At 68.0% G+C, this 25,899-nt stretch carries 29 protein-coding genes; 22 read left to right on the top strand and 7 right to left on the bottom strand.

Translation table 11 applies throughout. The features are described 5' to 3' along the window. Positions 1-372 precede the first annotated feature (372 nt). The 6 genes from AB0I11_RS29100 to AB0I11_RS29075 all read left to right on the top strand — a co-directional run bounded on the left by AB0I11_RS29100 (position 373) and on the right by AB0I11_RS29075 (position 4,773). The gene (locus tag AB0I11_RS29100; RefSeq protein WP_357327637.1) at positions 373-1,011 is read left to right on the top strand and encodes a hypothetical protein; all 639 of its coding nucleotides are present in this window, start codon (positions 373-375) and stop codon (positions 1,009-1,011) included. A gap of 179 nt (positions 1,012-1,190) precedes the next feature. Continuing rightward, entirely contained in the window at positions 1,191-1,424 is a 234-nt protein-coding gene (locus tag AB0I11_RS29095) for a hypothetical protein (protein ID WP_357327634.1), read from the top strand. A gap of 641 nt (positions 1,425-2,065) precedes the next feature. Continuing rightward, complete coding sequence (locus AB0I11_RS29090; RefSeq protein WP_089006357.1) at positions 2,066-2,341, top strand: hypothetical protein; 276 nt, start codon at positions 2,066-2,068, stop codon at positions 2,339-2,341. Then, positions 2,338-2,679 (top strand): hypothetical protein, encoded by a 342-nt coding sequence (locus tag AB0I11_RS29085; RefSeq protein ID WP_089006358.1) that lies wholly within the window; start codon positions 2,338-2,340, stop codon positions 2,677-2,679. The genes AB0I11_RS29090 and AB0I11_RS29085 overlap by 4 nt, the downstream gene beginning before the upstream one ends. Before the next feature lie 91 nt (positions 2,680-2,770). Continuing rightward, on the top strand, positions 2,771-3,520 hold the full coding sequence (locus AB0I11_RS29080) for a phage Gp37/Gp68 family protein (protein WP_357327630.1): 750 nt from the start codon (positions 2,771-2,773) through the stop codon (positions 3,518-3,520). 158 nt (positions 3,521-3,678) lie between these two features. After that, on the top strand, positions 3,679-4,773 hold the full coding sequence (locus tag AB0I11_RS29075; protein WP_089006360.1) for a three-Cys-motif partner protein TcmP: 1,095 nt from the start codon (positions 3,679-3,681) through the stop codon (positions 4,771-4,773). A gap of 352 nt (positions 4,774-5,125) precedes the next feature. Here AB0I11_RS29075 and AB0I11_RS29070 read toward each other — a convergent pair whose 3' ends face one another. After that, positions 5,126-5,485 carry a hypothetical protein gene (locus AB0I11_RS29070; protein ID WP_357327626.1) on the bottom strand — a complete coding sequence of 120 codons (360 nt, stop codon included), beginning with the start codon at positions 5,483-5,485 and terminating at the stop codon, positions 5,126-5,128. On the opposite strand from AB0I11_RS29070, the gene AB0I11_RS29065 reads away from it, so the two are divergent. Then, positions 5,484-6,533: a site-specific integrase gene (locus AB0I11_RS29065; protein WP_357327623.1), complete on the top strand. Its 1,050-nt coding sequence runs from the start codon at positions 5,484-5,486 to the stop codon at positions 6,531-6,533. The two genes, AB0I11_RS29070 and AB0I11_RS29065, sit on opposite strands and share 2 nt — an antisense overlap. 248 nt (positions 6,534-6,781) lie before the next feature. Next, the gene (locus AB0I11_RS29060) at positions 6,782-6,961 is read left to right on the top strand and encodes a hypothetical protein (protein WP_357327620.1); all 180 of its coding nucleotides are present in this window, start codon (positions 6,782-6,784) and stop codon (positions 6,959-6,961) included. 273 nt (positions 6,962-7,234) lie between these two features. Here AB0I11_RS29060 and AB0I11_RS29055 read toward each other — a convergent pair whose 3' ends face one another. Beyond that, complete coding sequence (locus tag AB0I11_RS29055) at positions 7,235-8,758, bottom strand: recombinase family protein (RefSeq protein ID WP_357327617.1); 1,524 nt, start codon at positions 8,756-8,758, stop codon at positions 7,235-7,237. A 318-nt stretch (positions 8,759-9,076) separates the two neighbouring features. Here AB0I11_RS29055 and AB0I11_RS29050 point away from each other — a divergent pair, with 318 nt between their 5' ends. After that, entirely contained in the window at positions 9,077-9,442 is a 366-nt protein-coding gene (locus AB0I11_RS29050) for an ADP-ribosylation/crystallin J1 (RefSeq protein WP_357327614.1), read from the top strand. A 6-nt stretch (positions 9,443-9,448) separates the two neighbouring features. Next, positions 9,449-9,718, top strand: a complete 270-nt coding sequence (locus tag AB0I11_RS29045) for a hypothetical protein (RefSeq protein WP_357327612.1) — start codon at positions 9,449-9,451, stop codon at positions 9,716-9,718. A 404-nt stretch (positions 9,719-10,122) separates the two neighbouring features. Here AB0I11_RS29045 and AB0I11_RS29040 read toward each other — a convergent pair whose 3' ends face one another. Then, complete coding sequence (locus tag AB0I11_RS29040; RefSeq protein ID WP_357327609.1) at positions 10,123-10,701, bottom strand: DinB family protein; 579 nt, start codon at positions 10,699-10,701, stop codon at positions 10,123-10,125. Between the two features lie 212 nt (positions 10,702-10,913). Between AB0I11_RS29040 and AB0I11_RS29035 the strand changes: the two genes are divergently transcribed. Both AB0I11_RS29035 and AB0I11_RS29030 read left to right on the top strand, forming a co-directional pair. Continuing rightward, a complete protein-coding gene (locus tag AB0I11_RS29035; protein WP_357327606.1) occupies positions 10,914-12,482 on the top strand; it encodes a nucleotidyl transferase AbiEii/AbiGii toxin family protein in 1,569 nt (522 codons plus the stop codon). A 153-nt stretch (positions 12,483-12,635) separates the two neighbouring features. After that, complete coding sequence (locus AB0I11_RS29030) at positions 12,636-13,157, top strand: hypothetical protein (RefSeq protein WP_357327603.1); 522 nt, start codon at positions 12,636-12,638, stop codon at positions 13,155-13,157. Between the two features lie 191 nt (positions 13,158-13,348). Here the strand turns inward: AB0I11_RS29030 and AB0I11_RS29025 are convergent, their stop codons facing one another. Continuing rightward, on the bottom strand, positions 13,349-14,023 hold the full coding sequence (locus AB0I11_RS29025; protein WP_357327599.1) for a DUF4253 domain-containing protein: 675 nt from the start codon (positions 14,021-14,023) through the stop codon (positions 13,349-13,351). Between the two features lie 518 nt (positions 14,024-14,541). Then, positions 14,542-15,231, bottom strand: a complete 690-nt coding sequence (locus AB0I11_RS29020; protein WP_357327596.1) for a hypothetical protein — start codon at positions 15,229-15,231, stop codon at positions 14,542-14,544. Between the two features lie 20 nt (positions 15,232-15,251). Here AB0I11_RS29020 and AB0I11_RS29015 point away from each other — a divergent pair, with 20 nt between their 5' ends. The 10 genes from AB0I11_RS29015 (at position 15,252) to AB0I11_RS28970 (ending at position 23,602) form a co-directional block, all read left to right on the top strand. Then, positions 15,252-15,989 carry a hypothetical protein gene (locus tag AB0I11_RS29015; RefSeq protein ID WP_357327593.1) on the top strand — a complete coding sequence of 246 codons (738 nt, stop codon included), beginning with the start codon at positions 15,252-15,254 and terminating at the stop codon, positions 15,987-15,989. 73 nt (positions 15,990-16,062) lie between these two features. Continuing rightward, positions 16,063-16,506: a hypothetical protein gene (locus tag AB0I11_RS29010; protein ID WP_357327590.1), complete on the top strand. Its 444-nt coding sequence runs from the start codon at positions 16,063-16,065 to the stop codon at positions 16,504-16,506. Beyond that, positions 16,503-18,431 (top strand): hypothetical protein, encoded by a 1,929-nt coding sequence (locus AB0I11_RS29005; protein ID WP_357327587.1) that lies wholly within the window; start codon positions 16,503-16,505, stop codon positions 18,429-18,431. Before AB0I11_RS29010 ends, AB0I11_RS29005 begins: the two co-directional genes overlap by 4 nt. Further along, positions 18,428-18,922, top strand: coding sequence for an HAD domain-containing protein (locus AB0I11_RS29000; protein ID WP_357327584.1), 495 nt, complete (start codon positions 18,428-18,430; stop codon positions 18,920-18,922). Before AB0I11_RS29005 ends, AB0I11_RS29000 begins: the two co-directional genes overlap by 4 nt. Before the next feature lie 18 nt (positions 18,923-18,940). Further along, the gene (locus tag AB0I11_RS28995; RefSeq protein ID WP_357327581.1) at positions 18,941-19,393 is read left to right on the top strand and encodes a hypothetical protein; all 453 of its coding nucleotides are present in this window, start codon (positions 18,941-18,943) and stop codon (positions 19,391-19,393) included. A 282-nt stretch (positions 19,394-19,675) separates the two neighbouring features. After that, complete coding sequence (locus tag AB0I11_RS28990) at positions 19,676-19,900, top strand: hypothetical protein (protein WP_357327578.1); 225 nt, start codon at positions 19,676-19,678, stop codon at positions 19,898-19,900. A gap of 158 nt (positions 19,901-20,058) precedes the next feature. Further along, entirely contained in the window at positions 20,059-20,727 is a 669-nt protein-coding gene (locus AB0I11_RS28985; RefSeq protein WP_357327575.1) for a hypothetical protein, read from the top strand. A gap of 120 nt (positions 20,728-20,847) precedes the next feature. After that, on the top strand, positions 20,848-22,050 hold the full coding sequence (locus AB0I11_RS28980; RefSeq protein WP_357327572.1) for an NAD(P)/FAD-dependent oxidoreductase: 1,203 nt from the start codon (positions 20,848-20,850) through the stop codon (positions 22,048-22,050). Positions 22,051-22,565: 515 nt separating this feature from the next. After that, complete coding sequence (locus AB0I11_RS28975; protein ID WP_357327569.1) at positions 22,566-23,162, top strand: TetR/AcrR family transcriptional regulator; 597 nt, start codon at positions 22,566-22,568, stop codon at positions 23,160-23,162. Further along, positions 23,159-23,602, top strand: a complete 444-nt coding sequence (locus AB0I11_RS28970) for a DUF6069 family protein (protein WP_357327567.1) — start codon at positions 23,159-23,161, stop codon at positions 23,600-23,602. The genes AB0I11_RS28975 and AB0I11_RS28970 overlap by 4 nt, the downstream gene beginning before the upstream one ends. 25 nt (positions 23,603-23,627) lie before the next feature. Here the strand turns inward: AB0I11_RS28970 and AB0I11_RS28965 are convergent, their stop codons facing one another. Continuing rightward, complete coding sequence (locus tag AB0I11_RS28965) at positions 23,628-24,014, bottom strand: MerR family transcriptional regulator (protein ID WP_357327640.1); 387 nt, start codon at positions 24,012-24,014, stop codon at positions 23,628-23,630. Positions 24,015-24,103: 89 nt separating this feature from the next. Then, positions 24,104-25,603, bottom strand: coding sequence for a SulP family inorganic anion transporter (locus tag AB0I11_RS28960; protein ID WP_357327564.1), 1,500 nt, complete (start codon positions 25,601-25,603; stop codon positions 24,104-24,106). Between the last annotated feature and the right edge of the window lie 296 nt (positions 25,604-25,899).

Below are 25,899 nucleotides of genomic sequence, written 5' to 3'. Positions count from 1 at the left end.
GGGGTAGTGCTTCATCACCATCTGTCAGGGACTCCTGATCTCCCCGGACCATCACGATCCAAGGCTCAAGTGTCCAGGACCAGGGGGCAACTCCCCTGCTTCAGGCTGCGGCAAGCCGGCTGCAGAACTCGTCGCGGCCGGGCTCCGTCGCACCGAGCACGCGACCGTTCAGCACCCAACGGCATCGGTATCTGCCGCAGCCTCACCTTCATGCCTATCGATTAATGAGGGGCAGTTGCGGAGGCTCCGCGTGATGGACCGGCCTTGTGGAGGTGCCGGCGGACGTGCGGCGTACTCGGTGGCGAGTGCGGGCCTCGTCGCGGTCCGGCTCGGTCGGGTACAGCGGCTGCCCGCCGTGCTGCGGGCCGGTCGTTGCGCGTCGCCGCGGCACGCACTCTGTCGGACCGCCTGCCTAGAGTCAGCCGCATGTTTTTCGTGTGCCGCTGGCGGGAGGAGCCGCCGTTCAGCAAGCGGGTGGTCACCCTGCCTGACGCGACTGTGCTCGACTGGTTCCGCCGCGGCTGGGAGCACGACGACCCGGACGCATGGATTGACAGCGAGTTGGGCGGCAACGTCTACGGCTTGGAGTCGATCTTCGAGGAGGTCCGGAAGCGGAACCGGCCCCGGCCGGAGACCGTTGACGAACTGCGCGCGCTGCTGAACGAGCACCTGTGGGTGGAGGGTGACGACGAGGGCGCCTTCATCCGGCTCGGTGAGCACGCCCTGAGAGTGCGTACCGATGACGACGAGGTGGACCTGGCCTACTACTTCGTCGACGATGAGGCCGTCGCCGCGTCGGCTGACCGGCTTGCGTTCCTGCTGCACGACACCTGGCCCTTGCCGCCAGCTCGGCCGCGCCAGGCGCGGTTTTCGACCATGGTGTTCCGGTCCGTACCGTCCGGCTGGCCCCGCCCGGGCCGGAGTCCGTCTTCTCGGTCCGCCTGTGCTGGGCATCGCCCGATACCTATCGGAACCTGGATCTGGTCGGTGCCATCGTTTTTCCCGGCCTGACCCTGCCGGACCTCGCCACTCAGCTGCGCGGCGTCGACGACCCCGACGTCCACCTCTGGCCGCACGACGTCCGGCTGCTGCGGGCCCTCGTTGCCCCCGGAGAGAACGACGTCGGCCCGGCGCTGGAGCGCTACGCTCGGCTACCCGGATACGCCCCATCGCCCGCCGGCCTCGACCGAGTGCCCGCGCACGACGCAGTCCACCGGGAGATGCTGGAGCTGCTGCCCGTGGAGTGGCCCGCCGAGTCGCTGATCCGGGTCGATCCGCACATCGCGCAGGTCGCCCGGTACATCGACGGCTTCTTCGGGTTCGACCAGTGGTTCCTCTTCGACACCCGGTGGGCGGCGGCCCACCCGGACCTGGCCCGCTCGCTGCTGCGCTACGCCGCTCACTGGGACCCGTACGAGACATAGATTGAACTGGCCTCCGGGTCCCGGGGCCGTACGTGGCGGATTGCCCCACGGCCACCGGCAGGCCGCCAAACCGCCGTGACCTGCTCGCCGCCCTGGCCGCGAGTACGAGGCCGTCCGCGGCACGCGCCGCCCGCCGAGTTCGACCACAACGACGAGTGCATCCGCTGAGGAGCCGCAGGCCCCGGCGGCCCGTGCCACCCGAGCTGCCCGTTCACCGGCGGCACGTTCGGCCGGCCGTCGCCCTGCGCGCCGCCGCCTGCCCCAGCATCCGGCCGAGATCGGCTACCACATCCCCGACGCGATCTTCGCCGCCGTGCAGCACCTCACCGGCAGCCCCTGCCCCTACGACTTGGTGGAGGTCACGACCAATGGGCGAGCACCTCCACGCGCAGGCCGGCCCGGCGTGCGAGCTGACCGGCGCCGATCTGGTCTGCCGGCGCAGCCTGTTCGCTCCAACCGATGTGATCACGATGGCGCTCTACGCCGCCGCCGCGGCACGACGACGGCTGCGGCTTCGACCCCGACGACTTCGCCAACTTCGCCCACTGAGCCGCTAGCGCCCAGACCGGCCCGCGCTGCCCGCTCGCCCCGCATCTGCCCTACCACTACCTGCGGGAATACGTGTGTAGTACGCTAGTGGAGTGCCGTACGAGTGGGAAGAATGGGCCCTGCGGGCGCTCGCTGGCGTGCAGCCCTATGAGGTACGCCAAGCTTTGGAGGCCAAGCAGCGGTGGCCGCGCCCTGCCGCCGACGCCGCCGGCTTCCAAGTGCTGACCGTCTGGGCCCGTACCCACGACGGCCGGCCGCTGATCGTGGCCGTGCACCACGTCCACGGCTTTACCTGGAAAATCATCGGCGCGCGGGACATGGCCGACGCCGAGCTGGCCGAGTTCACCCGATGGGAGCAGACGCGATGAGCGACAACCAGCACCTGCCGTCCACCCCTGAAGAGGCGGCCGCGCTGATGAACAACCTCACCTTCGAGCCGCCGCCCACTCCTGAACGGGAGGCCGAGCTGCTCGCTTCCCTGCCCGAGGCCGCTGAAGTGATGGTGGTGCGGTCCTTGCGTATGCCCATCGACCTCGACGAAGCCGTCGCTGCAGCTGCTAAGGAAGCCGGCGTCACCAAAACCGCCTGGATCCGTCAAGCCATCGAGATTGTCCTGACCATGCAATCCGACGACGACCAGCCCATCTCGCGAGCCGACGCCCTCCGCGCTCTCACCCTGCTGCGACCCGTACGCCGGGCCGCTTAGGCGGCGAAACCACCGCGATGAGCAGATTCGACGACGTCCGCTCTGTCGAACTCTCGTTCGAATGAATACTCTCGCGAAGTGAGGTTCAGCCATGGGTGACCGCAGCGCCATCGAATGGACAGAGGCGACGTGGAACCCTACGACGGGCTGTGACCGCGTCAGCCGTGGATGCGACAACTGCTACGCGTTGACGCTTGCCAAGCGGCTCAAGGCGATGGGGCAGCCACGGTACCAGCGAGACGGGGATCCGCGGACGAGTGGGCCGGGGTTCGGGTTGACGCTCCACCCGGACAGCCTCACCTTGCCGTTGACCTGGAGGCGCCCCCGGCTCGTGTTCGTCAACTCAATGAGCGACCTGTTTCACGCCCAGGTGCCGGTGGAGTTCGTCCGCCAGGTCTTCGAGGCCATTGCGGCGACTCCACAGCACACCTATCAGGTGTTGACCAAGCGGGCCCGCCGTCTACGCCGGCTGGCACCCTCGCTGACCTGGCCGTCGAATCTGTGGGTGGGCGTCTCGGTGGAGGATGCCAACGCGGTGGATCGGATCGATGATCTGCGGAACGTGCCCGCAGCGCTGCGGTTCCTGTCATGCGAACCACTGCTTGGTCCGTTGTCGGACCTGAATCTCGACGGCATCGGCTGGGTTATCGTCGGCGGCGAGAGCGGCACCAACGCCCGGCCGCTACATCCGGCCTGGGTTGTGGACCTGCGCGATCAGTGCACCCGCGCCGGGGTGCCGTTCTTCTTCAAGCAGTGGGGCGGGCGCACGCCCAAGGCTGGCGGTCGCGAGCTGAACGGCCGAACATGGGACGACATGCCCCTCAGCTTGACTGCGCCCTGAGACTGCTCCCGGTCTACTTCCGGCAGGTCAGACCGCAGCGGGGCCGAGCGCATCCTCGGGTGCACGTGCGGCCAGCTGGCGCCGCCGCAGAGGCTTTCCCTCCCGATGTCGCAATGAGACACTTCTTCGTAACACCTCGTGACCATCGGGAGGGCTGCATGCCGGTCGACGGCCCGGTGCCGTGGCCGTGTGCGGAGCACACGGGCGCCAAGCACGACATCTACCGCCGCTACCTCGAGCGATGGTTCCCCATTCTCCTTGCCGGCTCCAACGCCTACCCCTCTGTCACCTACGCCGAGGGCTTCGCCGGGCCCGGCATTTACAGCGGCGGAGAACCGGGTTCACCCGTCATCGCGATCCGCGCGCTCGTCGACAAGGTCCCCGCGACCAAGGGCATCGCCCGATTCGTTTTCATCGACGACGACCAGCGCTGCGTCGACATGCTCCGGAAAACTCTCCAAGAAGCGTTTCCCGACCGGCCGCGGTCCGAGGTCGCGATGCCCGTCACGATGGGCAAAGGCACCTGCGCCGACGATCTCGAAGCAGCGCTCGACCGCATGGACGCTTGGGGCCAGCCGATATTCGCAAACTTGGACTCCTGGGGCAATGCACCTGTGCCCTTCAGGCTGCTGAAGCGCCTCGCCGCGAACGTGTCCACCGAGGTCATCGTCACGCTGCTCCCGCAGCACTTCGTCCGGTTTGTTAGCAATTTGGGCGAGGCGGGTGACGATGTGTTCGGCGGCGACCCGCGGTGGCGCGATGTCGTCAACCTGCCGCCAGCGGCGAAGAGCCGGCACATCCTCACCTGCTACCGGCAGGCTCTGCAGGCGGCGGGCTTCCCGTACCTGCTGGACTTCGAACTGGTCCCCCGGAATGGCCAACCCCTGTACCTCGTCTTCGGCACCGGGCATCACCTCGGCGTGCAGAAGATGAAAGACAGCCTCTGGGAGGTCGACCGGGTCCAGGGCGTCGGCTTCCGCGATCCCCGCGACGAACAAGCAGAGACCCTGTTCGCCATGGACGAACCGCTTCTCGGGCCACTGACCCGGTTGCTGCAGCAGAGGCTGCGTGACAGCGAACCGGTCCGCGTAGAGGACCTGCGCCAGTTCGCTCTGTTTGAGACGGTGTACCGACCTGAACACGTCATCAAGGCACTGAAGCCGCTCATCGACGCCGGCAGCGTGAAGATCGAGGACGGCGGCCCGCTGCGGAGGGCATCCTTCGTTTCGCTAGTGCATGCGCCCCTTCGTTAGGTGTACCGAACTTCCTCGGCCCCCGGGTAACTGCCCGCCGAGCAAGGCAGACCGGGCCAATCCTCCGACCCGGTGCGGATCTCGTCACGTTGGGAGGTGTAGTTCCTCGAGAGAGCGCCCGATCATTGGGCGCAGAGGTGCCACGCGGAGCGGTGCGCGCCATCGGCCACCGGGGGCTCCCGGCCGTCAGGAACGACGAGGCCCGAGACATGGTCGCCCTGTTGTCACCGCCATGACACGACCTCCTGTCCCGAGCGGTGAACAGCTTGTCCGTCCGCTTGTTCCTGCTGCCCTGCCCGCCCGTTCACGTCCCCGTCCCGTACCGATGCCGGTACTGCCCGCTCGAGTTCAACTACCGGCGGTTGTCAATGCCGCGGAGCTTCTGTTGGGGATGGCTGTCCCATCCCGCTGCGGCCGGGTGGCCGCGCAGCCCATTCTGCGTGCGTTGGGTTGGCAGCCGGGCGACCGCCTCGACATCCACCCGCACCGAGGGGTGCTCGTTATTGCCTCGGCCAAGGATGGTCGGTACAGGGTGGGCAGCCGAGGTGCGCTGCCCCTGCCGGCTTCCAGCCGACGTATGTGCCGGATTGGGCATGGGGAGCCGGTCCTGCTCGCCGCGCTCGTCGCCCATGACCTGGCTGTTGTGCACCCGATCGGCGCCGTCGCTCGGCTGCTCGCCGACCTGCACATCGAGGTAGCGGGAGGCGACCATGTCTGCTGATTCTGCGGCCGTTGCCGCCGCCCGGCAGGTCCTCGCGCATCTCGGTGTCACCTTGGCCGACCTCCAGTACAACGCCGGCGTGTTGGTATCAGTGCCGACGGTGGCGGAGTATCTGCCGCGCGTGATCGCGGCGGCGGGCCCTGGTGCGAGGCGTACGTACGGCACGTATTGGGAGCGGATGGCCGCCGCGTGGGGTGATTGGCCTCTGAACCGCGTCGCAGCGAGCGACATCGAGGCGATGAAACAGCAGATGGTCGCCACAGCCCGGTCGCGGCGTAACAGCCGCAACGGCCGGCATGCCGGTGAGCATGTCATCGCCGCCGCTCGTGCCTTCTACTCCCGGGCTGTCGCTGACGGTCTGATCGACGCGTCGGCCAGTCCCGCCCACCGCGTCGCCAAACTCCGCCGCCTCCCGAGCACCCGCCGCGCTCTGGCGCCGTACGAACTGGAGGAGATTAACGCGGTGGCGCGGACCAGCGGCAACGATGTCATCCTCGACGCCCTCGTGCTGCGCCTGCACACGGAGAGCGCCTGCCGGCGAGGTGGCGCCGTCGCCCTGCGGCTTGTCGACCTGGATCGCACCAGCGGGCTTGTGCGCCTGGCTGAGAAAGGCACCGTGCGGTGGCAGCCGATCACTCTTGACCTCGCCGAACACCTCTACGAGCACGCCGCCGCCCGCGGCGCCCTGTTGTCTACCGACCGCTTGTTGCGCTACCGCAACGGCCAGCCGATCAGCAGCCGCCGCTACGACCACCTGTGGAAACGCATCGGCGAGCGCCTGCCATGGGTCGCCGCTCAGGGCATCTCCACCCACTGGCTGCGGCACACTACCCTCACCTGGGTGGAACGCCACTTCGGCTACGGGGTTGCCCGCGCCTACGCCGGCCACACCGACAGCCCCGGATCCTCCACCACCACCTACATCAAGGCCGATCTACACGCCGTCGCTGACGCACTGTCGGCGATGACCGGCCAACCACACCCACTGGCCACGATGGACGGAACCCTGGACGCCTGGCCGACGACCACTCGGCCTTGATCATCTGCCTCGGATGAAGTCCTGTCGCTTCGTGCGGCCGGTGGGGAAGCAGACCCTGGGCCCCCGCCGTACGAAGCGGCGGGTCCGGTCGAGAGCCTGGGGACGAGCGACCGACCCGACTGGACCTGTGTTTCCCGGGAGGCTGAGGAGGTGTGAAACTATCGAGGGTGGCCGAAGCCCTGGACTGAGTGACGGGAGTTGCGGATGGACGGCGCAGACGGCGAGTGGACTCCCGTGACGTTACTGCCATGATCGGCAATCCGTTCTATGCCGTGAATATCGACCCTGACCTGGCTATCGCACACGATCCGATAATCTCCGAGGAAGAATGGGTTGCGGCGAACGCGAGATTGATCGACGAGCTCGGCCCAGAACCTTATCTGCGTAACCTTCTGGCTGTTCTCAAGGGCGCGTACCCGACGAGTTGACAACTCCACCGCCCTCTTGAGATTTTGCGTCTGTGCCGTCGCTGGTGCCTCGGGGGCGAACTCCAGTGCAGGCTCTGGCTGCCGAATGTGCCCTTCTCCTGGTCGGTTTGACGATTGCGCTGTCGTTGGCGGAGGCGGATCGAATTGTTTGCTTAAATTGCGCCACGCTGCGGCTCATGCCTGTAGTGTACGCATCGTAAGGTGCTACGCTTAACGCATGAGCACCCGTTTGTATAACGGGTGCTACGTAGGAGAGTTCAGCTCTCGGACACGTTATTTCCACACGAAGCGTGATGGTTTTTCGTGTTTTGCGTGATCCCCGTCCCGTTGGGCGGGGATTTTTGCTGTGATGGCGAGGCCGATTCCCGCATGGTTGAGCGGGTAGACCGCGGTCTCGGATTCGATGGTCCATGCGTGGTGGTCACACACGATGATCATGTTGTTGGTGCGCAGGCAGGCGGTGAGTTTTTCCGGGTCGGGGCTGCGTAGCGCGGGATGGTGATGGTGTAGTCCGCGGTCGTGTCGGATGCGGTCCAGCAGGCGGTCTTCGCGGAGGTAGAGGATCTTCGGTCGGGGAGAGGCCTTGGTGCGGCTGCTCGTGTAGCCGTGTCGGCAGCGGTAACCGGGACGGCCGTGGACCCAGTGGGAGTCCATGATGCGGCCGCAGACGCCGCAGCAAACGAGGCCGGCGAGGAGGTAGTGGCGGGGAGTGCCGTCGGTGGGGGTGGGCGCGGTGTGGATGGCCTGGGCCGCGACGAACTGCTCCTCGGTGACCAGCGGCGGGTGGGCGATCTGGCGGGAGATAACCCACTGCGGGGCGACGTTCCAGCGCTGGACCTCGCGGTGCCGTGCGACGGTCCCGTCGGGCGTGAGGTCGTGGTCGGTGCGTTGCCGGTTCCAGACCTGCCGGCCGGTGTAGCGGGGGTTGGCCAGGATCGCCGCGACGGTGGTCAGCATCCAGCGTTGGCCGCTGCGGTGCCGGTTACGTGCCGGGTCGGCGCCGGACGGGCACGGCACTCCGTTGTCGTTGAGCCTGCGAGCGATACTGGCCACGCTGTAGCCGGCGAGCCGCTGCTCGAAGATCCACCTCACCCAGGGCGCGGTGGTCGGGTCTGGTTCCAGGCGGTGCAGGCGCCGTCCCCAGGCGGCGTGGGCGCGGTTCGGATGCGGGCCGGCGTCGACAAGCCGGTAGCCGTAGGGTGGCCGGCCGCCGAGGTGCCGGCCTTGGAGTTCGGCTTGGGCGCGCATGGCGGCGGTGGTGCGGTGCCGGGCCCGGGACACTTCCCGCTGGGAGTGCACGCCCAGCAGGTCCAGCAGCGCCACCTGTCGCGGGTTGTCGAAGTCCACCGGCCCGTACGTTTCCGGCAACCACAGCTGCACACCGTGCTCGACCAGGATAGGGGTGAGCTGTTCGAGCTGCTGGCCGTGGAAGGCACGTTCGTACTCGCCCACGACGATCCCGTCGAAGCCGCGCGCCGGGTCCGCTACGGCGGCGAGTAGTAGGGCCGCCTGCGGCCGGTCCGGCCAAGCGATCCGGCGAGAGACGCCCTCGTCGAAGAACTCGGCCACGATCCGACCATGACCGGCGACCAAGTCTTCGGCGTAGTTGCGCTGCCACCGGCACGACGACGCCCGATCCTGAAAGTCGACAGTGGACATTCGACCATAGAAGGCGAAACGGATGCCCGGTGGAGGTGATGTTGTCGGGCGCCACGCCCGATCGCGGCCTCGCTGGTTCGGATGCCGTAACCACCAGCCGAGCAGGTCGGGGACGTCGAGTTCCGGCGCGTACTGCATCAGGACCTCCCCACACGGCGTTACAGCCATCTGTATCGACATAGATGACTAACGATGCTGCGGTTCGTGGGACTCGGCCACTCGCAACACCTCTGGCTCAACCGGGCGGGGCAGGGCCGGCTGGTCACATGGTCTGCGGCTTTGCGGTGACCGTCCCGGCGAGTTTTCGGCGCGCCGCCAGCAGTGCCTGGCCGGCGGCAGCGCGGAAGCCGCCTGGCAGTTCGGCTTCGACTGGCCAGTACGACGCTGAAGACGGAAACGGCTGGTCCACGTCGTGGGCCAGCCGGTACTCTGCGCCGGCCAGGAAGGAGCGCCGCGGTGGCCGAGACGATGACCTTGTGGCGGCCGACCGGCCCCGAGGAGCTCGACCTCGTGCGCGCTTCCGGCTGGAAGGCGTGGCCGCCGCGACTGCCCGACCAGCCGATCTTCTATCCGGTCCTCAACGAGCAGTACGCCATCATGATCGCCCGGGACTGGAACGTGCCCGCCTCCGGCGTCGGCTACGTCACCCGGTTCGAGGTCGACCGCGTGTTCGCCTCCCGTTACCCGGTCCGGCAGGCCGGCGGCTGCGACATCCTCGAGCTGTGGGTGCCCGCCGAGGATCTCGACGAATTCAACCAGCACATCGTCGGGATGATCGAGGTCGTCCATGAGTTCCGGCCCAACAGCGAGCCGACGCGGTGACCGGCGTTGGACGCGTCTGAGCGGCTCGCGACGGCTCAGCATCTCCTGGCCGGACCACCAGGAACCTACGGCAACGCGCACCTGTGGACCTTGATCGGGTTCGCCGGTGGCGAGGACCCTTTCACGCGCGTGTTCGCGTTCCTGGCCGATTGTGGTGTCATCGACTCGGCCAGTTCGTTCGGCGGTCCGCCCCAGGCACCTCAGCATGCTGAGGAACTGGCGGTGTGCCTGGCGGAGGTGGATCAGGAGCGGCGATCGCCGTCCTGTTGGGGATGACACCAGACACACCATGGACGCCTCGTCGTCGGCACCGGCGGCGGGTGCTGGTCGTAGTGCTGGCAGCAGACGAAGACTGACTCGACGAGACGAGACGCCGGTATGCGTGAGTATCAGCAGTAGTCACGTGACCAGTACCTCGGAGCCCCGGTCATGCCTGCACCTGCTCCATGGCTTGCGCCGCCGACGCCACACACGTACATACCCGTGGGCGGGCTGCTGGGCATCGGCTTCGCAGCAAATGCGGCGAGCGGCTCGGGCATCCTCATGATCATTCGCACGACGGGCGTGGCCTGTTCGACTCGTCCACGGCCGCAAAGATCGCCCGCGATCGGAATCCTGATCCGGACCCCAAGTCCGCCCACCCCGGCGCCAAGAGGGCCTGGCCACGAAGACCCGCGTCCTCAGGCGAACTCGCGCGCGGTGGATTCCAGCCTCTCGCGGTAGGCGGCCCACCACGCCTCGTCGCCCTCGACCACGTTGTCGCCGGGCCGCCGCCAGCCGACCTGGCCGTCGACCAGTTCGCGCACGATGTCGGCGTGCCCGGCGTGCCGGTTCAGCTCGGCGAGCACGTGCACGAGGATGAGGTGCAGCGTCACCGGCGTGTGGTGCCACCACCGCACCGAGCCGGGCGCGTCGATCGGGAGCGTCTCGATCGTGGCGTCCGCGTGTGCCCAGACTCGGTGCCACAGGCCGACGATGTCGTCGCGGGACTCGTCGGCTGCGGCCCACATGTCCGTGTTCGGCTCGGCGTCTTCGTCCAGGCCCGCGACGGGTTCGGGAAAGGGGCGGTCGAACACCTCGCCGAAATACCCGGCGGTCACCGAGGCCACGTGCTTGACCAGCCCGAGCAGGTTCGTCCCGGTCGGCACGAGCGGGCGCCGTACGTCGTACTCCGACAGCCCGTCGAGCTTCCCGAGCAGCGCCTCGCGCGCCTCCCGCAGGTACCGATGGAGATTCGCCTTGGCGTCGAGGTCTGTCATGCCGCTCAGGATCTCACCGCCGCGCCGCGATGCCCGGCACGCCCGCGCTCCGAACGCGGCCCTGTGGCGGCTGGCGTGCCTGTGCTGGGACGGTGGAGGCACTCCGATCGAGCATCTGTCAATCGACGACCTGGTGAAGTCCGACAAAAGCCACGTCATGCTGCGCGGGAATCGTGTGTCCCGGCCTGATGGCCGTGCCATAGACTCCGCCGGTGCTTGAGGTATCGGGGGACTTCGAGATCCACATCACGGCTCACGCTTCTCAGGCCGAGAAGCTGTCGACGTTCGCCACCCAACATGGCGTGAAGTTCGTCCACATCGTGCTCGATCGTGGCGCGTACGTCTCTCAACCGATGCTCACCCTGACCGGGCGAGGCACCCTGGCCGACCAGCACGCCGCGGTGCAACGTTGGCGGCGCGAGCTGCGCGAGGCAGGGATCTACCCGTGCCGTTCGAAGATCGAGGCGGCGCCGTGGTGCGCCGGCGTACCGAAGTCGGATGAGCACGCGGCAGTCGAGCCGGGTGGCCGGTACTTCGAGCACCACGTGAAACTGCTGCTGCCCAGCACGGCGCTGGCGGATCTGATGGCTCTCACCGACCTGGTCGCCCCGCACGGGGCGCGGCTGTCACGCAACGCCCGCCGGGAGCTGGCGGACGGCGCGCAGGAACGGTTCGTCAACCAGCGCTGCCACGGTGTCGGGCTCGCCACGGCCAGGCAGCGGCTGGACGAGCTCGTCGAGACCCTCCGGGCTGCGGGCCACGAGCCCATGACGGTGGAGCAGGAGTACGTCGTCTTCGACAGCGACCTTCGCCACGACCAGGGCTGGCTGGACTCGCCCACGAGCGTGAGCGGCTGGCAAGTGGAGCGGGAGAACAGGATGAGGTCCGCACCGGCCGGCTCGCCGGAATACCCGCCGACCTACCAGCCACTGCCCGCCAGCCCGACCGTCCGCCAGCGGGCGGCGTTCGACCCCGCCCTCAAGCACTACCCGAACGCCTACCGCGCCGGCGAGCCCAACTTCCTCGTGGCGGCCACCGCGCAGTTGTGGACCAACGCCCGACGCGCCGCCATGAGTCACGTCTTGACGACCATCGCCGCCACGACCTGGAGCCAGCATCTGGTCCTTCGTGGCAGCGTCACCATGGCGGCCTGGGTCGGCGACACCGCCCGCGAACCGGGCGACCTCGACTTCGTGGTTACCCCGCACACCATCACCAGCGACAGCGCCGACGCCCACACGCTGCTCGATGACATCAAAGCCGCCGTCCGATCCGCGCCCGGCGCCGGCCTGCAACCAGACCGGATCACCGAGTCCGCCATCTGGACGTATGAACGCGCTGACGGACGCCGCCTCGTCATCCCGTTCAGCACACCGGAGGCGCCAGACGGCCACGTACAGATCGATGTTGTCTTCGGTGAAAAGCTACCCCTCCCACCAGAGGTGCTGATCCTGCCCGACGTCGACGAGCCGGTACTGGCCGCGCCCGCCTCGCTGGCGCTGGCGTGGAAGCTGCTGTGGCTGGCCACCGACATGTACCCGCAAGGCAAGGACCTCTACGACGCGGTCCTACTCGCCGAACACACCACCGTTGATCAAGCCCTCGTCCGCCAGCTCATGCGACCGGAACTCGGCGCCGAAGCCGATAACTTCACGGCCGAGACCGTGCTGTCCTGGCAGGTCGACTGGACCAACTTCACCGACGAGTGCCCCGGAATTTCGGGCACCGCCGAGCAATGGACCAGGCGGTTGGCGCTCGCCCTCGATCGTGCCTGGACCTGACTTCAGCGACAATCGTGCGTGGACGGCGTACCTGTTCCGGTGCCTGCACTGCGGCGTGCACGTGGCCTCCTGGGATATCGGATGATCGGCGGCGGCAGGGACAGGGCAGCAGCCGTCGGTGCGTCGGGCCGGTGCTGAACGGAGCTGGTAACGGTGGACGAGGCGTACATCCGGCGCTGGCGCGAGGACGTCGCCGCGTGTCTGGACCTGCTGCTGCCGGGATTCGACGTTCGGTTTGGTTACCCGCCCGGCCGGCACACGATCGGCGGCCCGGCGGGGGAGGAGGAACTCGCCTCCCTCGCGGGCACGCGCCTGCCCGGTGATCTGCTCGAGTGGTACGGGCATGTGCGGGAGGTGAGCTTGCCGGACATTGGCAACGGCTACTTCCTTCACGAACCCGGCCTGGTCGCACGCCGGGAGGTGACGGCTGCCCGGGGGCGCTTCACCGCTGATGTGGTCGTGTTCGCCAGCGATGGCGGCGGCACCCTGTTCGCGGTGGACGCGCTGACCGGCTCGCCGGTGTACCGGCTTCCTGCCGGCGAGATCGTCGCCGGTGTCTACCGCAGCGATGACCCACGATTCGACGTGGTAGCAGAGAATCTGACCGGCTTTCTCGACCGGCTACGTGACACGGTCGAGGTGTTCGCCACGATGGGCGTAGCTGGCAGCCTGTAGAAGCCGCATCACCAGCCTTATCACCCGCTGGTAGGTTCCTGCTCGCGGATGTAACTGGTGTCACGTGGTTTGATCAGCGGATTCTGCGCGGCATTGCCTTTCCTAAGGCGGCGGCAGTTGCCATGCTCACGTTCGTTATCCGACGGCCCGCTGGACGGATGCCGGCACGTCGTGGGCAGCCGCCGCCGACATCAGTCCCACCAGAAACTCCAGCAGTTCAAGCCCATGATCGCTTCGGCGTACTTGGGGAAGGTATCGGTGTTGCTCTGCCAGATGTTGTCCGGGCAGAACGCGAAATGTTCGGCGGCCACCTGCAGCGCCAGATCGAGGGCGACTGGTGGCGCGGCGATGCTCAGGTGCAGGGTGTCGAAGCCCAGGCCGACGACCGTAGCTCCGAAGCGGTGCTGCCAGTCGCGGACAACGGCGGCAATGCGGGCGGTGTCGTTGTCGTGGTTGAGCGGGCCGGTCCAGCCGATCGCGGTCAGTGCGTGTGCGCCGTCGGTCGCGGGGACCAGCGCGAGGCGGGCCTGGCTGGTGGAGAGCATGTCGGCGTACTGGTCGGCGAAGTGCTCCACCGGCCCTTGCCGGTCTAGAGCGGACGTGAGGCCGGGCCACCGTGCGCCGACCGGATCGAGGTAGCCGAGGTCGGTGGGGGCTTCTTCGTCGAGGTCGTCTTCGGTGATCGCCCGCCAGCATTCGGCGAGGACCGCGCCGCTGTCGTGCTGCTCAACGGTGGTAATGCAGTCGTACTCGGCGTCGACGCCGAACGGGTCGTCATCGCCATCGGCGTCGAGTGCGAGCAGCGGCCACAGTCCGGTCTGCTGATGCCGGGCCCGCCACCGAGACCAGTCAAATTCAACGAGCATCGCGCGCCAGTATCCAGGCCAAGGCCGTCCAGGTGACGCGGCGGCTTCGGCCGCGGCTGATGGCGGCGACCAGGACGCTGCGCGGGTTGCCGACTGACTGGTGGCCGGGCGACGACCGACCGGACCTGGCAGTTGGCCACCCTCAATGCTGCGACCCACGGCCTACCATGCGATCTCGGCGCTGGGCCACCAGCCGAGGCCAACGAGGTGGATACCGGGCCGGGCGGATACGACGTAGTGCTGCTCAATCCGCCGTTCGGCAAGGCGGAGTGGGCCTTCCGGCGTCACGTACTGCCTGGGAGTGGTTGTGTGGTCGCCCGGCACCGTATGACACCGCCTCGGCATGGTTGCAGGCGGCGGCAGTGGCGCAGTACGAAGCTCTGGCAGAAGTCGTCCTGGCAGGAGCACATGTAGACGACGCTCAGATCGTCTAGAGTCGCGGCGAGTACCGGCTCGCCGGCCGCATGAAGTGCACTCTCGATCTGGCGACCAAGACAGGCCAGCGTGCACGCACCCGCTCAGCCGTCATCGCGAATTGTGCTGATCGGCCGAGGTGCGCCGACGTCGAGCGGCAGCACGTCGTTGACAACCATTTCCGACATCTTCAGCAGTCGACGGAAGTATTGGAAGGCACGGTGGTAACCGCTGGGGTAGCCGAGGAGGCGGAGAGCCTCGTTCAATCCGGTCACGCAGCGTAGAAGCGCGTGGGCCGACTGCGGATGGAGATGGCCACTGTTCCGCAGGTACGTCGAGATGTGGCCAGCCACCGTGGCATCCAGCAAGGCGAGGTCGCCCTTTTGCGCTGGTGGTATGGGCGGGAAGGGGGCAGTGCGGTGGTCGGTCCAGGCACTGTCGACGGCGTGAAGGATTACCGCACGTCCGTCCGGTCCCGGCCACCGCCACCGGTACAGGTATCGCCGCTCCTCCCCGGTGGGCGTTCGCCGGTGCTCGTTCTTTGCCGCACGGCGGCGTCTGGCGAAAGCGCTCATCTCGGCGAGCCACACCTCACGGCTGCGCTCCAGCCGGCCCAGCGCTGCCACCAACGCCACGTCGTCGCGCCTGAGATCGCCTGCGGTGCTCAGCCACGACCACGTCGCGGTGAACCCAACCGGGCAGTACAAGCTGACCGCGCACCTGAGCGCGCTGTACCGCTCACCGTAAGGACGGGCGGTGTCGCGGACACGACGGGCATAGGTTCCGAAACTCACGAGGCCGATTATCGGGATAGATGGACGCTCAGCTTCACGATTTCGCCGTCGATGCGCTCGATCGCCAGCCGCCGTACGCGAAACCGGATCGAGCCATGACAACGAGCGAGGTAGAGTCCCGCCTCGTGACGGCAACGGTTGACCAGATCGAAGACAACGGCGAGCGGATCGGCAGGGAGGCCATGCGTCGCCTGCGGCTCAGATCCATGTGTGCGATCGACCCGGGCCTGACCGATGCGGAGTTCCACCAGATCGAGCAGGAGTTCGGGTTCCGGTTCGCGGACGACCACAGAGCCTTCCTGGCCGCCGGACTCCCGGTGAATACCCGGCCCGAGCCGCAGGAGCCCGGAGTCTTCTATGCGCATTCCGAGCCGTGGCCGGACTGGCGTCGCGCCGACCGCGACCGGCTGAGCGCGACGCTGAACTGGCCCATTGAGGGTGTGCTGTTCGATGTCGAGCGCAACGGCTTCTGGTGCGAAAGCTGGGGCCTTCGCCCGCAGGATATCGCCTCTGCGCTGGCGACCGCGACGCGAATGCTTGCGCAGGTGCCTCCGATGCTGCCCGTCTACGGGCACCGCTACCTCCCCGCCGGACGCGGCCTGTCCGGTCACCCTGTGCTGTCGATGTGGCAGACCGACATCATCTGCTACGGCCTGAACTTGGCCGATTACATCGATCGTGAATTTGGCCGCCGGGATCCCGGCGAGGAACCGTGGGAGCCGCAGGCGACCGTCGAATTCTGGCGGGACCTGGTCTGAGCCGCATGGCTGTACACCGAATTCAACTCCACGAGGGTCGGCCGTCCGATCCCTTCCCGGAATCCTTGACGCCATGACGGTATTCGTCTGCGGCAGCTGCGGGGCGGCGGTGACTACCGACGTGAGCGAGATTCCGTTCCCTGACGAGCCAGCCGTCCACGACGACCGCACTGCGGCACCGTCGCGGATAGCGCCCGGTGCCTTTGCCCGTGACCCCGACCGATTCGGACCGCCTTTCGAGCCGACGTCCGATAATCCGAAGGTACTGGTGTCGGCCGGACCTGCCTTGACGATCCTCGTCCACCCCGACGACGTACGCGGGCTGCGCCTGCATCCAGACCGGCGGCGGTTGAACGGCTGCTGTCGTCTCGACGGATGTGACGGCCCCAATCTGGTTTGCGCGGGCTGCGGGGCCGAGATCGCCACAGAGCAGTCCGACTGCTGGGTCAGCTGGCACGACATCCGCCTCGAGCCCGCCGCGGTCATCGAGCACCGCCCGAACACGCAACAGTCGTGACCACGGGCCTGCGCGTCATCGCGTTCAATGTCCGCTGGCTCGCTGACCGGCGCGTCCATGACATCGTGCCCACCATCGACGGCCGGTCGCTACTCGACCTGATCGACCACTTCGAGCTGGACGCTGGCATGCGCCCCGTAGGCGACGCGTACGGCGGCCTCATCCCTGCCTTCTACCGGTACGGCCCACTCGACGAACACTTCCTGGGCAAGGAGAACCCCGGCTTGGGACCGAAGACGGCGGTGCTTGCTTGCGAATGCGGAGAGGTGGGCTGCTGGCCGCAGCTCGAGGTAGCCGCCGGTCGCATTGAGGCAATTTCGAGCGTCCTCTGCCGTTCCTCGATCTCGATGGAACGCCCTGCCCCTTTCCGAACCAGACCTCGGCGGGTTGCCGATGACCTGCGAGCACATCTTGTTCAAGGTGGGAACTGCGCGCGCGTAGGGCTACCTGGCCCGGTGAGTCGTGCCCTGCTCGATCGAGCGCTCATCGACGCCGCGCAGGTGCGGCCGTTGCTCGAGGACGTCGCCGCCCTGCTACGGGAGGTGTCCGCGTCGCCTAGGCTGGCGGCGAGCTACCCGTCAGCGATGCCAGGGCTGCAGCTTCGGGGTGGCTGGTGGCAGGATTCGGCCGTGGATCTCCTTCCCTGCGGGCATGCCGCGTATGCCGGGTCGGGCCGAATGTGCTCCCATCTGATCGGCACCGAAGACGAGGAGCACGTCCGCCTGCTCACCGGGCATGGGCTCGACAGCGACCTGTGTTGCCGGGCGTGTGATCAAGCTGCCCAGGCGGGCGAGCGGATTGAGCTGGTGGTTGCCTGCGAGGGATGCGTCGCCCGAGTTAAGGACGCGGACTGGAGCATCGCCGGATGGCGGGGTACACCAGGGATCGTCGAGCGGCCCGAACCGCTCGACGGCACGACCGTCGAGGTCTCGCTGCCGGTGCCGATCATCGACATCGCCCCGATCGCCGCAGACCATGACTCCGTATGGGTACTGCTTGCCGAGGACGGGCAGATCGGCCGATTCCACGCAGACCTTCGAACGTGGGAGATCCTGGCGCGCAGCACCGTGCCGGATGAACCCGACCACGAGCCGTGGATGGGTCACTCGTTGCGGCCGCGACTGCACGCCAGCGCGGGCGGGCGGTACGCCGCCGTGGTCAACGACTTCGGTCGTTACGGCCAGGTGCTCGACCTGGTCACCGGGAACGTGACCCTTGCCCTCGACGGCGGCAACTACCACGCCGACACCGTGCCGTTCTCGGTGGCGTTCGTCGAGCACGGCGGGCAGACGATGGTGATCCACCGGACGGCATGGAACCGGCTCGACCTGTTCGACGCAGCTACCGGCCAGCTGGTCACGGCGAGGCAGCCGACGGCGTACGGCAAAGATGAGCCTCGACCCGTGCACTACCTTGACTACTTCCACGGCAGGCTCTACGTATCACCGGGTGGTCGCAGGATCGCCGACGACGGATGGGTATGGAGCCCGGTGGGAGTACCGACAGTCTGGGACCTATGCGCCTGGCTGGACGGCAACGTATGGGAGTCCGAAGACGGCCCCAGCCGACACCGGCTGTGCCAACGCGCCTACCACTGGAACCAGCCCCTGTGCTGGCTCGACGACGAACGAGTAGTCGTCAGCGGGATCGGCGGAGACGATGAAGCCATGCTCGCCGGGGCACGCATCTTCAACGCCGCCACCGGAACCGAACTGACCTCGTTCGCCGGCCCGACCGGAGACCTATTCGCGGACGCAGCCTGCCTCTACGCCGCCGCCTCCGCAGGGCTGGAGGTGTGGGACCCAGTAACCGGCCACCGCACGGGCACCATCCCAGACTTCGTCCCGACTCACCATCACGTCGGCGCCGGGGAGCTTGCCAGTGTTGACGGCGGCGTGCTCCGGCGTTGGCGAATGCGCTCATGATGACCGAACACGGGATCGGTACGCGTCCGCTGCTGTTCCTCGACGTGGACGGAACGCTCCTGCCGTTCTCCGGCGCCGCGAGGCAGGTGGACGACGAGACCAACCCGTTGCTGGCCGGGCTCGACCTCGAACACGGCCGTCGCCTGGCTGCGTTGCCGTGCGATCTGGTCTGGGCCACGACCTGGATCGCCGAAGCGAACGAGGTGCTCGCCCCACGGCTCGGCCTACCTCAGCTGCCCGTCGTCGACTGGCCAGACGACGATGACGACGGCGGTCGGCTGCACCGGAAGACACGCCACCTCGTCGAGTGGGCCGCGGGACGCTCTTTCGTATGGGTCGACGACGAGATTACGGACGTCGACCTGACCTGGGTGGCGGCACACCACAGTGCTCCCGCGCTCCTGCACCGCGTTGACCCACGCCGTGGCCTCACCGACGCGGACTATTCCGCCATCGCAGAATGGCTGCTGAAGGACGGTTCTACGGCGTAACCCCTATAGGGTGATCAAATGGACATCGCCTGCGGCTCGACCGCAGCTACGGCAGATCCGACGCATGGTCCCCTCGTCAGGATCGCCGCAGACACCGAACACATCGGCTCCGCAGCCACGGCAGACACAGCGGCGGACCTCGTGCACCTCGTAGCCGTCGGCACCGACCTCGCGGAGGAACTCGTCGAGGTCGGCGGCGGTGTCTCCGACGTGCCGGTCGCCGTCTATGCGCATGACCATGGTTCGGCATCCAACCAGATCAGCGACAAGACCACCGAGCGGCTGTGGGCCACGATGAGGCGTGCTGCCGATGCCGTGGGGGTGACACCCGCCGGTGAGCCGACCCGGCTCGTCCGGCCCGACGGCATGGAGGTACGCGGGGCTCGTACCTTCTGCCGCGGCCCGGAACTCCACGTCATCGTCGGAACATCCTGGTACCGCACCGATCTTGGGCTTCTCGGCCAGCGGTAGGGCCTTCGACATCTCCTCGCCGCGGGATCTCAGGACGGGTTCGCGCTGGTGGTCTGGCGGGGATCCTGCTTTTGCAGGAAACGTAGTCACCAGGGCCAGTCGTCCACCAGCTCCTCAACGGCTTCGCCAGGCCAGACCACAAATGCCTCTGCGGCCGTCTCGTCGAAGACCAACTGAGGGCCTGCGACGGACGCCAAGGCACATACCGCAGTCAGTGCCGCAAGGGCCCTCCGACATCGAGTTGCGCGCCGCCCTTCTGCTGGCCCTCGACCCGGATCCCGCGTGGCCGCACGTGGCAAAGCCGATGTCACCCGCCTGGCCCGAGATGCCACAGAAATCACCTGGCGCCGCAGCCCACGGCCGCAGCTGTTGGTCACCGCGACGCAGCACACCGAACTGGTCGCGTTGGCGGCCCGAGCGGCGACGGTGCTCGGCGAGGACACCAGCCAGAAGCTGTGTTCGAGGTCGACGTCGCGGGCCGAGCAGACGGTTCGTGGCATGCGGTGAGCCGATGGCAGGATGCGCGCTGTGACCGTCCGGCGGCCCGTACCCGGCCGAACTCGGCCCCTCGTTGCTGATGGTTCGTGTCGATCACGGAGGCGAGACGGCTCGCCGGCAGCACGGAGAGCATGTTGAGCCCGAGGGCGCGATGAGAAAGTCGAGCAATGGAAGGCCAACTTGCGGCGGCGATCGCGGGTGTTCAGGAGGCGTTCGCCAGCTATCCGCGCCGAGCGCTACTTGAAGGCTGCCCGCATTGCCGGGGTTCGGTGCTGGTCGACGAACGCGACCTCTTCTCGCTGACCATCAGCCTCGGCAACACCGTCGGCAGCCGCGAGGATGTGAAAAGCCTGTTGCCGGTGCTGTTCGAGCGGTTGGTGACGTCCGATGAACTCGACCCGAGCATCGTTCTGGGCACGCTCTGGCGCGAGGAGTGGCGCACCTGGCCGGGCGCCGAGCAGGACGCCATCGACCGGTACTTGGAGGCGGTGTGGCGGTCGTTGCTGGCGGACTACCCGTCGCAGCTCGGGTCGTTCCTCGACGCAGTGACCTTCCTCGATGCGCCAGCGGCACCGGGGGAGAGTCGACTGTTTCCTGGATATCTGGGATGCCACGCTCGGCTCGTCGGCGGACCGTCACCTGGCCTACGCGGTGAACGGGTGCAACTTCGCATTTCGCAGGCTGAGCGACCTTGGCGACTGGCTGCGACGCGAGATGGTCCGAGACCGGCTGTATCGGGCGTTCGAGCGGGATCACGATGCGGTCTGGGCGGACGAGTTCGCTCGGGCTTACGATCTCGTCCGCTGCTGACGAAGCAGCGCTGCCGTGTCACCTGAACGGCTCGGGCATCGCAAGCCGGCCTGCCCCGCTTCTACCCGCGTCCGCCCGTTGCGTTCCGATGCCGGTCGGCGGCGTTGTCCGGCGGGACTGGCATGATCCCGGCATGGCACGAAGGGATGATCTTGCTGAGCTCGCGGGTAGATATCTGCCCGCGGACGCTGCCAGGCCGCCGACCTCGAGGACGCGGGCCTGCGGCTGATGCTCAAACCCGCGCCACCGGAATCGACTCCACCGCCCGGCAGGTCACCGTCACCACCGCCGACGGCGGCCAACAGCGCCTCGACTACGACCGCCTCATCATCGGTACCGGCGCCGAGCCGGTCCGCCCACCCATCGCCGGCCTCGACCGGCTCGGCCCCGCCGACGGGGTCCACGTTCTGCACACCTTCGGCGACACCCGCGCCCTGACCACCATCCTGAACCGGTCACCGCGCAGCGCGCTGATCGTCGGAGCCGGCTACGTCGGCCTGGAGATGGCCGAAGCATTCCGGGCACGCGGCCTGCGGGTCACCGTCGTCGAGCAACAGCAGCAGGTCCTGCCGACGGTCGACGAGGACCTGGCGCGCTTGGTCGCCGACGAGCTGAACCGCCACAACGTCGAGGTTCACACCGGCGTCGCCGCCAGCACCATCGACCGCACCGCCGAGGACCAGCTCCACGTCACCGGCCGGCCAACTGCCGACCCGGACGGCCCTCGCTTCACCACCACTGTCGACCTGGTGCTCGTCGTCGGCGTCCGCCCGGACACCAGCCTCGCCCGGATCGCCCGCGTCGACCTCGGCGTACGCGGCGCGATCGCTGTGGACCGGCACATCGTCGTCTGCGCCCAGACCGGCTCCAGTAGCGCCGAGACGTCGTACACCTCAGCGCCTCGCTACTGCCCTCGCCACGATGACCTGTCCAGCCCAACCCACCAGCCACCTCAACGCAGACCCATGTCTCATACGTGGCGGCTTGGCGCCGCGAACTGCTGGCCGCGCCCCCGGGTTATCGGAACGCCCCATGTGGAGGCCTGCAAGGCCCGGCCGGGCCGGCGATACCGACCTGACCAGCCTGTTGGCCTACCTGCACCGCGCGCTCGTCGCATGCAACTGCTGTCACGACCGCGCCTGTCGTGGAGCGCGGCAGCCCTGCTGCTCAGCGCGGGGAGGTCACTGTGCGGTGGTGTCGGCGGCCTGCTTGAGCGCTTGGCGCAGACGCCGGATCGGTGGTACGCCCGAAGCACCCGTCGTGTCGTCACGGTAGAGCCGGCACGCCATCGCCGGCCGGTGGTGGGGTTCGGCGAATGGGTCCCGACCGTTGATGAGGACGCTGGGTGAGCCGAGGAAGCCAAGCTGCTCGGCCTCAGCCTGGCTGGTTACCACCCGGACGGTGACGGGCACCGCCGACAGGCTCACCTCGTCGAGCGCGCGGCGCACCACGGCGGCGGCCGGTTCGTGGTTCGGGCAGTCCTCGACCACCAGCAGTTCTACCTTCACTCGCCCATCGTGCCCGGGCAGGGAAGAAGTTCGCCAGTAGGCCTGATGCTGCCATCTGACTGAACCAGGCCCCGAGGACGGTGTCGCGGCCGTGGATGATGCTGCGGGCCCAGGTGAGGAAGGTGGCGTCCGCCATGGCGTTGTCGCCGCCCTCCAACCACAGTGATGTCCCGCCCGCCCACGGAAGAAGAATCCGTCGCACGTGGCGCATGACGACAACACGACGGAGGACGTGCCGACGGCCGCAGCCGAGGGTCATCCGAATGCGACAGCGGATAAAGGCGTTGAAGGAGTGAGTGCTCACTCCGCAAAGTTGGGGCATGTCTCTCCAGCCTGCCCGGCGACGAGCGCCGGGAATGAGTCCCGAACAACGACGAGAAGCCGTCGTCCGAGCGGCGTTGCCGCTGGTCGCGGAGTACGGAGCGGGTGTTACCACGGCGCAGGTGGCGCGCGCCGCCGGCATCGGCGAGGCCACGATCTTCCGGGTCTTCGCCGACAAGGACGAACTGCTGGACGCCGTCGTCGCCGCGGCGCTCGATCCCATCACGGTGCTGGGCGAACTCCAGTCAATCTCGGTGGATCAGCCGCTGGCCGATCGACTGGTCGAGGCCGCCGACGCACTGCAGGCACACCTTGGCCGCATGGGCACGGTCATGGGCGCCCTGCACGCGTCAGGTCACCGCCGTGCCAGGCCCGCCCGCGCTGAGGAGCCCCGCAGACGGTCGGAGAACCGCGACGCCGCGCAGGCGGCGACACGGGACGCCGTCACCGACCTGTTCACGTCGGAGCGGGCAACGTTGCGGCTGCCGGCGCAACAGTTGGCCGACGTGTTCCTCGCCCTGGTCGCTGGCCACGGCCGGTACCCCAGCAGCGCCATGACCGGCATCGGAACCCGTGAGTTGGTGGACCTGTTCCTGCACGGCGCTCTCGCGTCGCCCGGCGGGGCCGGGTGAGCCGGTGTCGATGGGTACGGTCGCTGGCCGTCACGGCGTCGGTGGTATTGCCGGCACTGATCTGGCTGGTCGCCGTGCCCCTGGCGGGTTGCGATCTTCGCGTCGCGGACCCGTCCGGGCGGCCGCCGCTAAGGGTCGGGCTCGGCGCGGTCGTCGTAGTCGCCGTGATGGTGGCCGTGGCCGGCTGGGGCTCGCTCGCGTTGTTGGAGCGGTTCACCCATGTCGCCCGCGCGATGTGGCTGGTGGCGGCACTGTCGGTGTTTCTGGTGTCATTCCTGCCGTTGACCGGGTCGGCCGCCGCACCGTCGACCCGCGTGGTGCTCGGTCTGATGCACGTGGCAGTCGCCGTGGCGCTGATACCGGCGATGGCGGTCACGAGCCCCGGTGGCCGGCGCGGACGGTCGGTGACCGCCCAGGAGAGCGAAACCGCCTCCTGCTGAGAAGACAACGCGAGGCAGCAGCAGGCTAGGCGGCCGATCCGCTGTGCTGGTCGAGTTTGGTGCGCAGGGTGTCGGCGAAGCCTTCGGCCATGGCGAGTTGGTCGCGCAGCGCGGCGACGCGGGCGGTGGCGGCGGCGTGGAACATGCCGAGCCGGTCGAGCAGCGCGGGCCGCTGCTCATCACCGGCGGTGGGCAGTGCGTCGATGACGGTGAGCAGGTCGCGCATCTCGTCGAGGGTGAAGCCGAGGGGTTTCATCCGTTTGACCACGGCGAGCCGGTCGAGGTCGGGCTCGGTGTAGAGCCGGAATCCGCCCTCGCTTCGGGCGGAGGGCACGATCAGGCCGGCGTCCTCGTAGTGGCGGATGGTGCGGATGCTCAGCCCGACCCGCTCGGCGGCCTCGCCGATCTGCATCAGCCTGCCGCTGTCGGTGCCTGTGCCCGTGCCCGTGGCCGCCGGGCCGGAGGTGTGCTCCGGCCCGGCCGTACGGCTGCTGGGCGCCATCAGTGGCCGACCGTGAGGTTGCCGGCGAGGGTGCCGTGGATGGCGGCGCTGGGCTTGTTCAGCTCGATGATCTCGACGGTCTTGCCGCGGGTGGCGTACTTGTTGGTGATGGCGTCGAGGGCGGCGACGGAGGAGGCGTCCCAGATGTGGGCGTGGGTCATGTCGATGATCACGTTGTCCGGGTCGCCGGTGTAGTCGAACTGGTAGACCAGGTCGTTGCTGGAGGCGAAGAAGAGCTCGCCGTGCACGGAGTAGATTCGGGTGCCGCCGTCGGGGTCGAGGACGCTGGTGACCTCGACCAGGTGGGCCACCCGGCGGGCGAAGGTCACCATGGCGGTGAGCACGCCGACGACCACGCCGATGGCCAGGTTGTGGGTGGCGAGCACCGCGCCGACGGTGGCGAGCATGACGATCGTCTCGCCCCACGGCATGCGCTTGAGCGTGGCGGGGGCGATGGAGTGCCAGTCGAACGTCGCCACCGACACGATGATCATCACGGCGACGAGGGCGGCCATCGGGATCACCGCGACCACGTCACCGAGCGCCACGACGAGGATCAGCAGGAACACGCCGGCCAGGAAGGTCGACAGGCGGGTGCGGGCGCCGGAGGCCTTCACGTTGATCATCGTCTGGCCGATCATCGCGCAGCCACCCATGCCACCGAAGAACCCGGTAACGATGTTGGCCACGCCCTGGCCCCACGACTCGCGGGTCTTGTTGGAGTGGGTGTCGGTGATGTCGTCGACGAGCTTGGCGGTCATCAGCGACTCCATCAGCCCGACCAGCGCGATCCCGAGGGCGTAGGGGGCGATCAGGGTGAGGGTGTCCAGGGTCCAGGGGATCTGCGGCAGGCCGAGGGTGGGCAGGCTGTCCGGCAGGGCGCCTTCGTCACCGACAGTCGGCACCGCGACGTGGGCGGCGACCGTGATCACGGTCAGGACCACGATGGCGACCAGCGGGGCCGGGACGGCGCGGGTGAGGCGGGGGAGTCCGACCATGATCGCCAGGGCGACGGCGACGAGTGGGTAGACCAGCCACGGCACGCCGAGCAGGTGCGGGACCTGGGCGGCGAAGATCAGGATCGCGAGGGCGTTGACGAAGCCGACCATGACGCTGCGCGGGATGAACCGCATCAGCTTCGCCACCCCGAGCACCGCGAGCAAGACCTGGATCGCCCCGCCGAGGATCACCGCTGCGATCAGATAATCCAGCCCATGCGCCTTCGCCAGCGGTGCGACGACGAGGGCGATCGCGCCGGTCGCGGCGGAGATCATCGCCGGACGACCCCCGCAGATCGCGATCGTGACCGCCATGGTGAACGAGGCGAACAGGCCCACCCGGGGGTCGACCCCAGCCAGGATCGAGAAGGAGATCGCCTCCGGGATCAACGCGAGAGCGACGACCAGTCCGGCGAGGACCTCGGTACGGAACACCTTCGGCGACAGCCAGGACGGACGGGACAGACGCGGCCGAGGCAGCGCGGACAGCACAGAAGACATACAGCCATTTCCACTCAGGCCCACCCGGCGTGGGCGCGCAGCAGCCGTCCTCCCATCAGGGCAGGCAGCCGAGGGAGGATCAGCGACGGATGCATCGGGCCCGTCCTTGCTTCATGTCCAGGACGTGGTGCGGTTGCCAAGGGCTGGCCCGCAACCTCTTGACGACACCCAGGGACCCTACCCTTCCGTTAGGGGAGAGTTGAGCTGAGGTGGTGATCATCACGTCGGGCGCACCCCTCAACGGCTCGCGCCACGAGCTGGGGGACAGCGACGTCCGCTGGGTGACCGCGTCGGGC

This window comes from Micromonospora sp. NPDC050495 (assembly GCF_040655175.1).
Classification (GTDB): Bacteria; Actinomycetota; Actinomycetes; order Mycobacteriales; family Micromonosporaceae; genus Micromonospora.
This window is presented reverse-complemented; position numbering and strand designations above follow the sequence as displayed.

Coding starts and splice junctions, on each gene's coding strand:
- AB0I11_RS29060 (WP_357327620.1), top strand. CDS start 6,782: ATGATCGGCAATCCGTTCTATGCCGTGAATATCGACCCTGACCTGGCT.
- AB0I11_RS29070 (WP_357327626.1), bottom strand. CDS start 5,485: ATGGTCGCCTCCCGCTACCTCGATGTGCAGGTCGGCGAGCAGCCGAGC.
- AB0I11_RS29055 (WP_357327617.1), bottom strand. CDS start 8,758: ATGCAGTACGCGCCGGAACTCGACGTCCCCGACCTGCTCGGCTGGTGG.
- AB0I11_RS29085 (WP_089006358.1), top strand. CDS start 2,338: ATGAGCGACAACCAGCACCTGCCGTCCACCCCTGAAGAGGCGGCCGCG.
- AB0I11_RS28975 (WP_357327569.1), top strand. CDS start 22,566: ATGAGTCCCGAACAACGACGAGAAGCCGTCGTCCGAGCGGCGTTGCCG.
- AB0I11_RS29015 (WP_357327593.1), top strand. CDS start 15,252: ATGGACGCTCAGCTTCACGATTTCGCCGTCGATGCGCTCGATCGCCAG.
- AB0I11_RS28960 (WP_357327564.1), bottom strand. CDS start 25,603: ATGTCTTCTGTGCTGTCCGCGCTGCCTCGGCCGCGTCTGTCCCGTCCG.
- AB0I11_RS29025 (WP_357327599.1), bottom strand. CDS start 14,023: ATGCTCGTTGAATTTGACTGGTCTCGGTGGCGGGCCCGGCATCAGCAG.
- AB0I11_RS28965 (WP_357327640.1), bottom strand. CDS start 24,014: ATGCAGATCGGCGAGGCCGCCGAGCGGGTCGGGCTGAGCATCCGCACC.
- AB0I11_RS28980 (WP_357327572.1), top strand. CDS start 20,848: ATGATCTTGCTGAGCTCGCGGGTAGATATCTGCCCGCGGACGCTGCCA.
- AB0I11_RS29010 (WP_357327590.1), top strand. CDS start 16,063: ATGACGGTATTCGTCTGCGGCAGCTGCGGGGCGGCGGTGACTACCGAC.
- AB0I11_RS29080 (WP_357327630.1), top strand. CDS start 2,771: ATGGGTGACCGCAGCGCCATCGAATGGACAGAGGCGACGTGGAACCCT.
- AB0I11_RS29040 (WP_357327609.1), bottom strand. CDS start 10,701: ATGACAGACCTCGACGCCAAGGCGAATCTCCATCGGTACCTGCGGGAG.
- AB0I11_RS28985 (WP_357327575.1), top strand. CDS start 20,059: ATGGAAGGCCAACTTGCGGCGGCGATCGCGGGTGTTCAGGAGGCGTTC.
- AB0I11_RS29000 (WP_357327584.1), top strand. CDS start 18,428: ATGATGACCGAACACGGGATCGGTACGCGTCCGCTGCTGTTCCTCGAC.
- AB0I11_RS28995 (WP_357327581.1), top strand. CDS start 18,941: ATGGACATCGCCTGCGGCTCGACCGCAGCTACGGCAGATCCGACGCAT.
- AB0I11_RS29075 (WP_089006360.1), top strand. CDS start 3,679: ATGCCGGTCGACGGCCCGGTGCCGTGGCCGTGTGCGGAGCACACGGGC.
- AB0I11_RS29065 (WP_357327623.1), top strand. CDS start 5,484: ATGTCTGCTGATTCTGCGGCCGTTGCCGCCGCCCGGCAGGTCCTCGCG.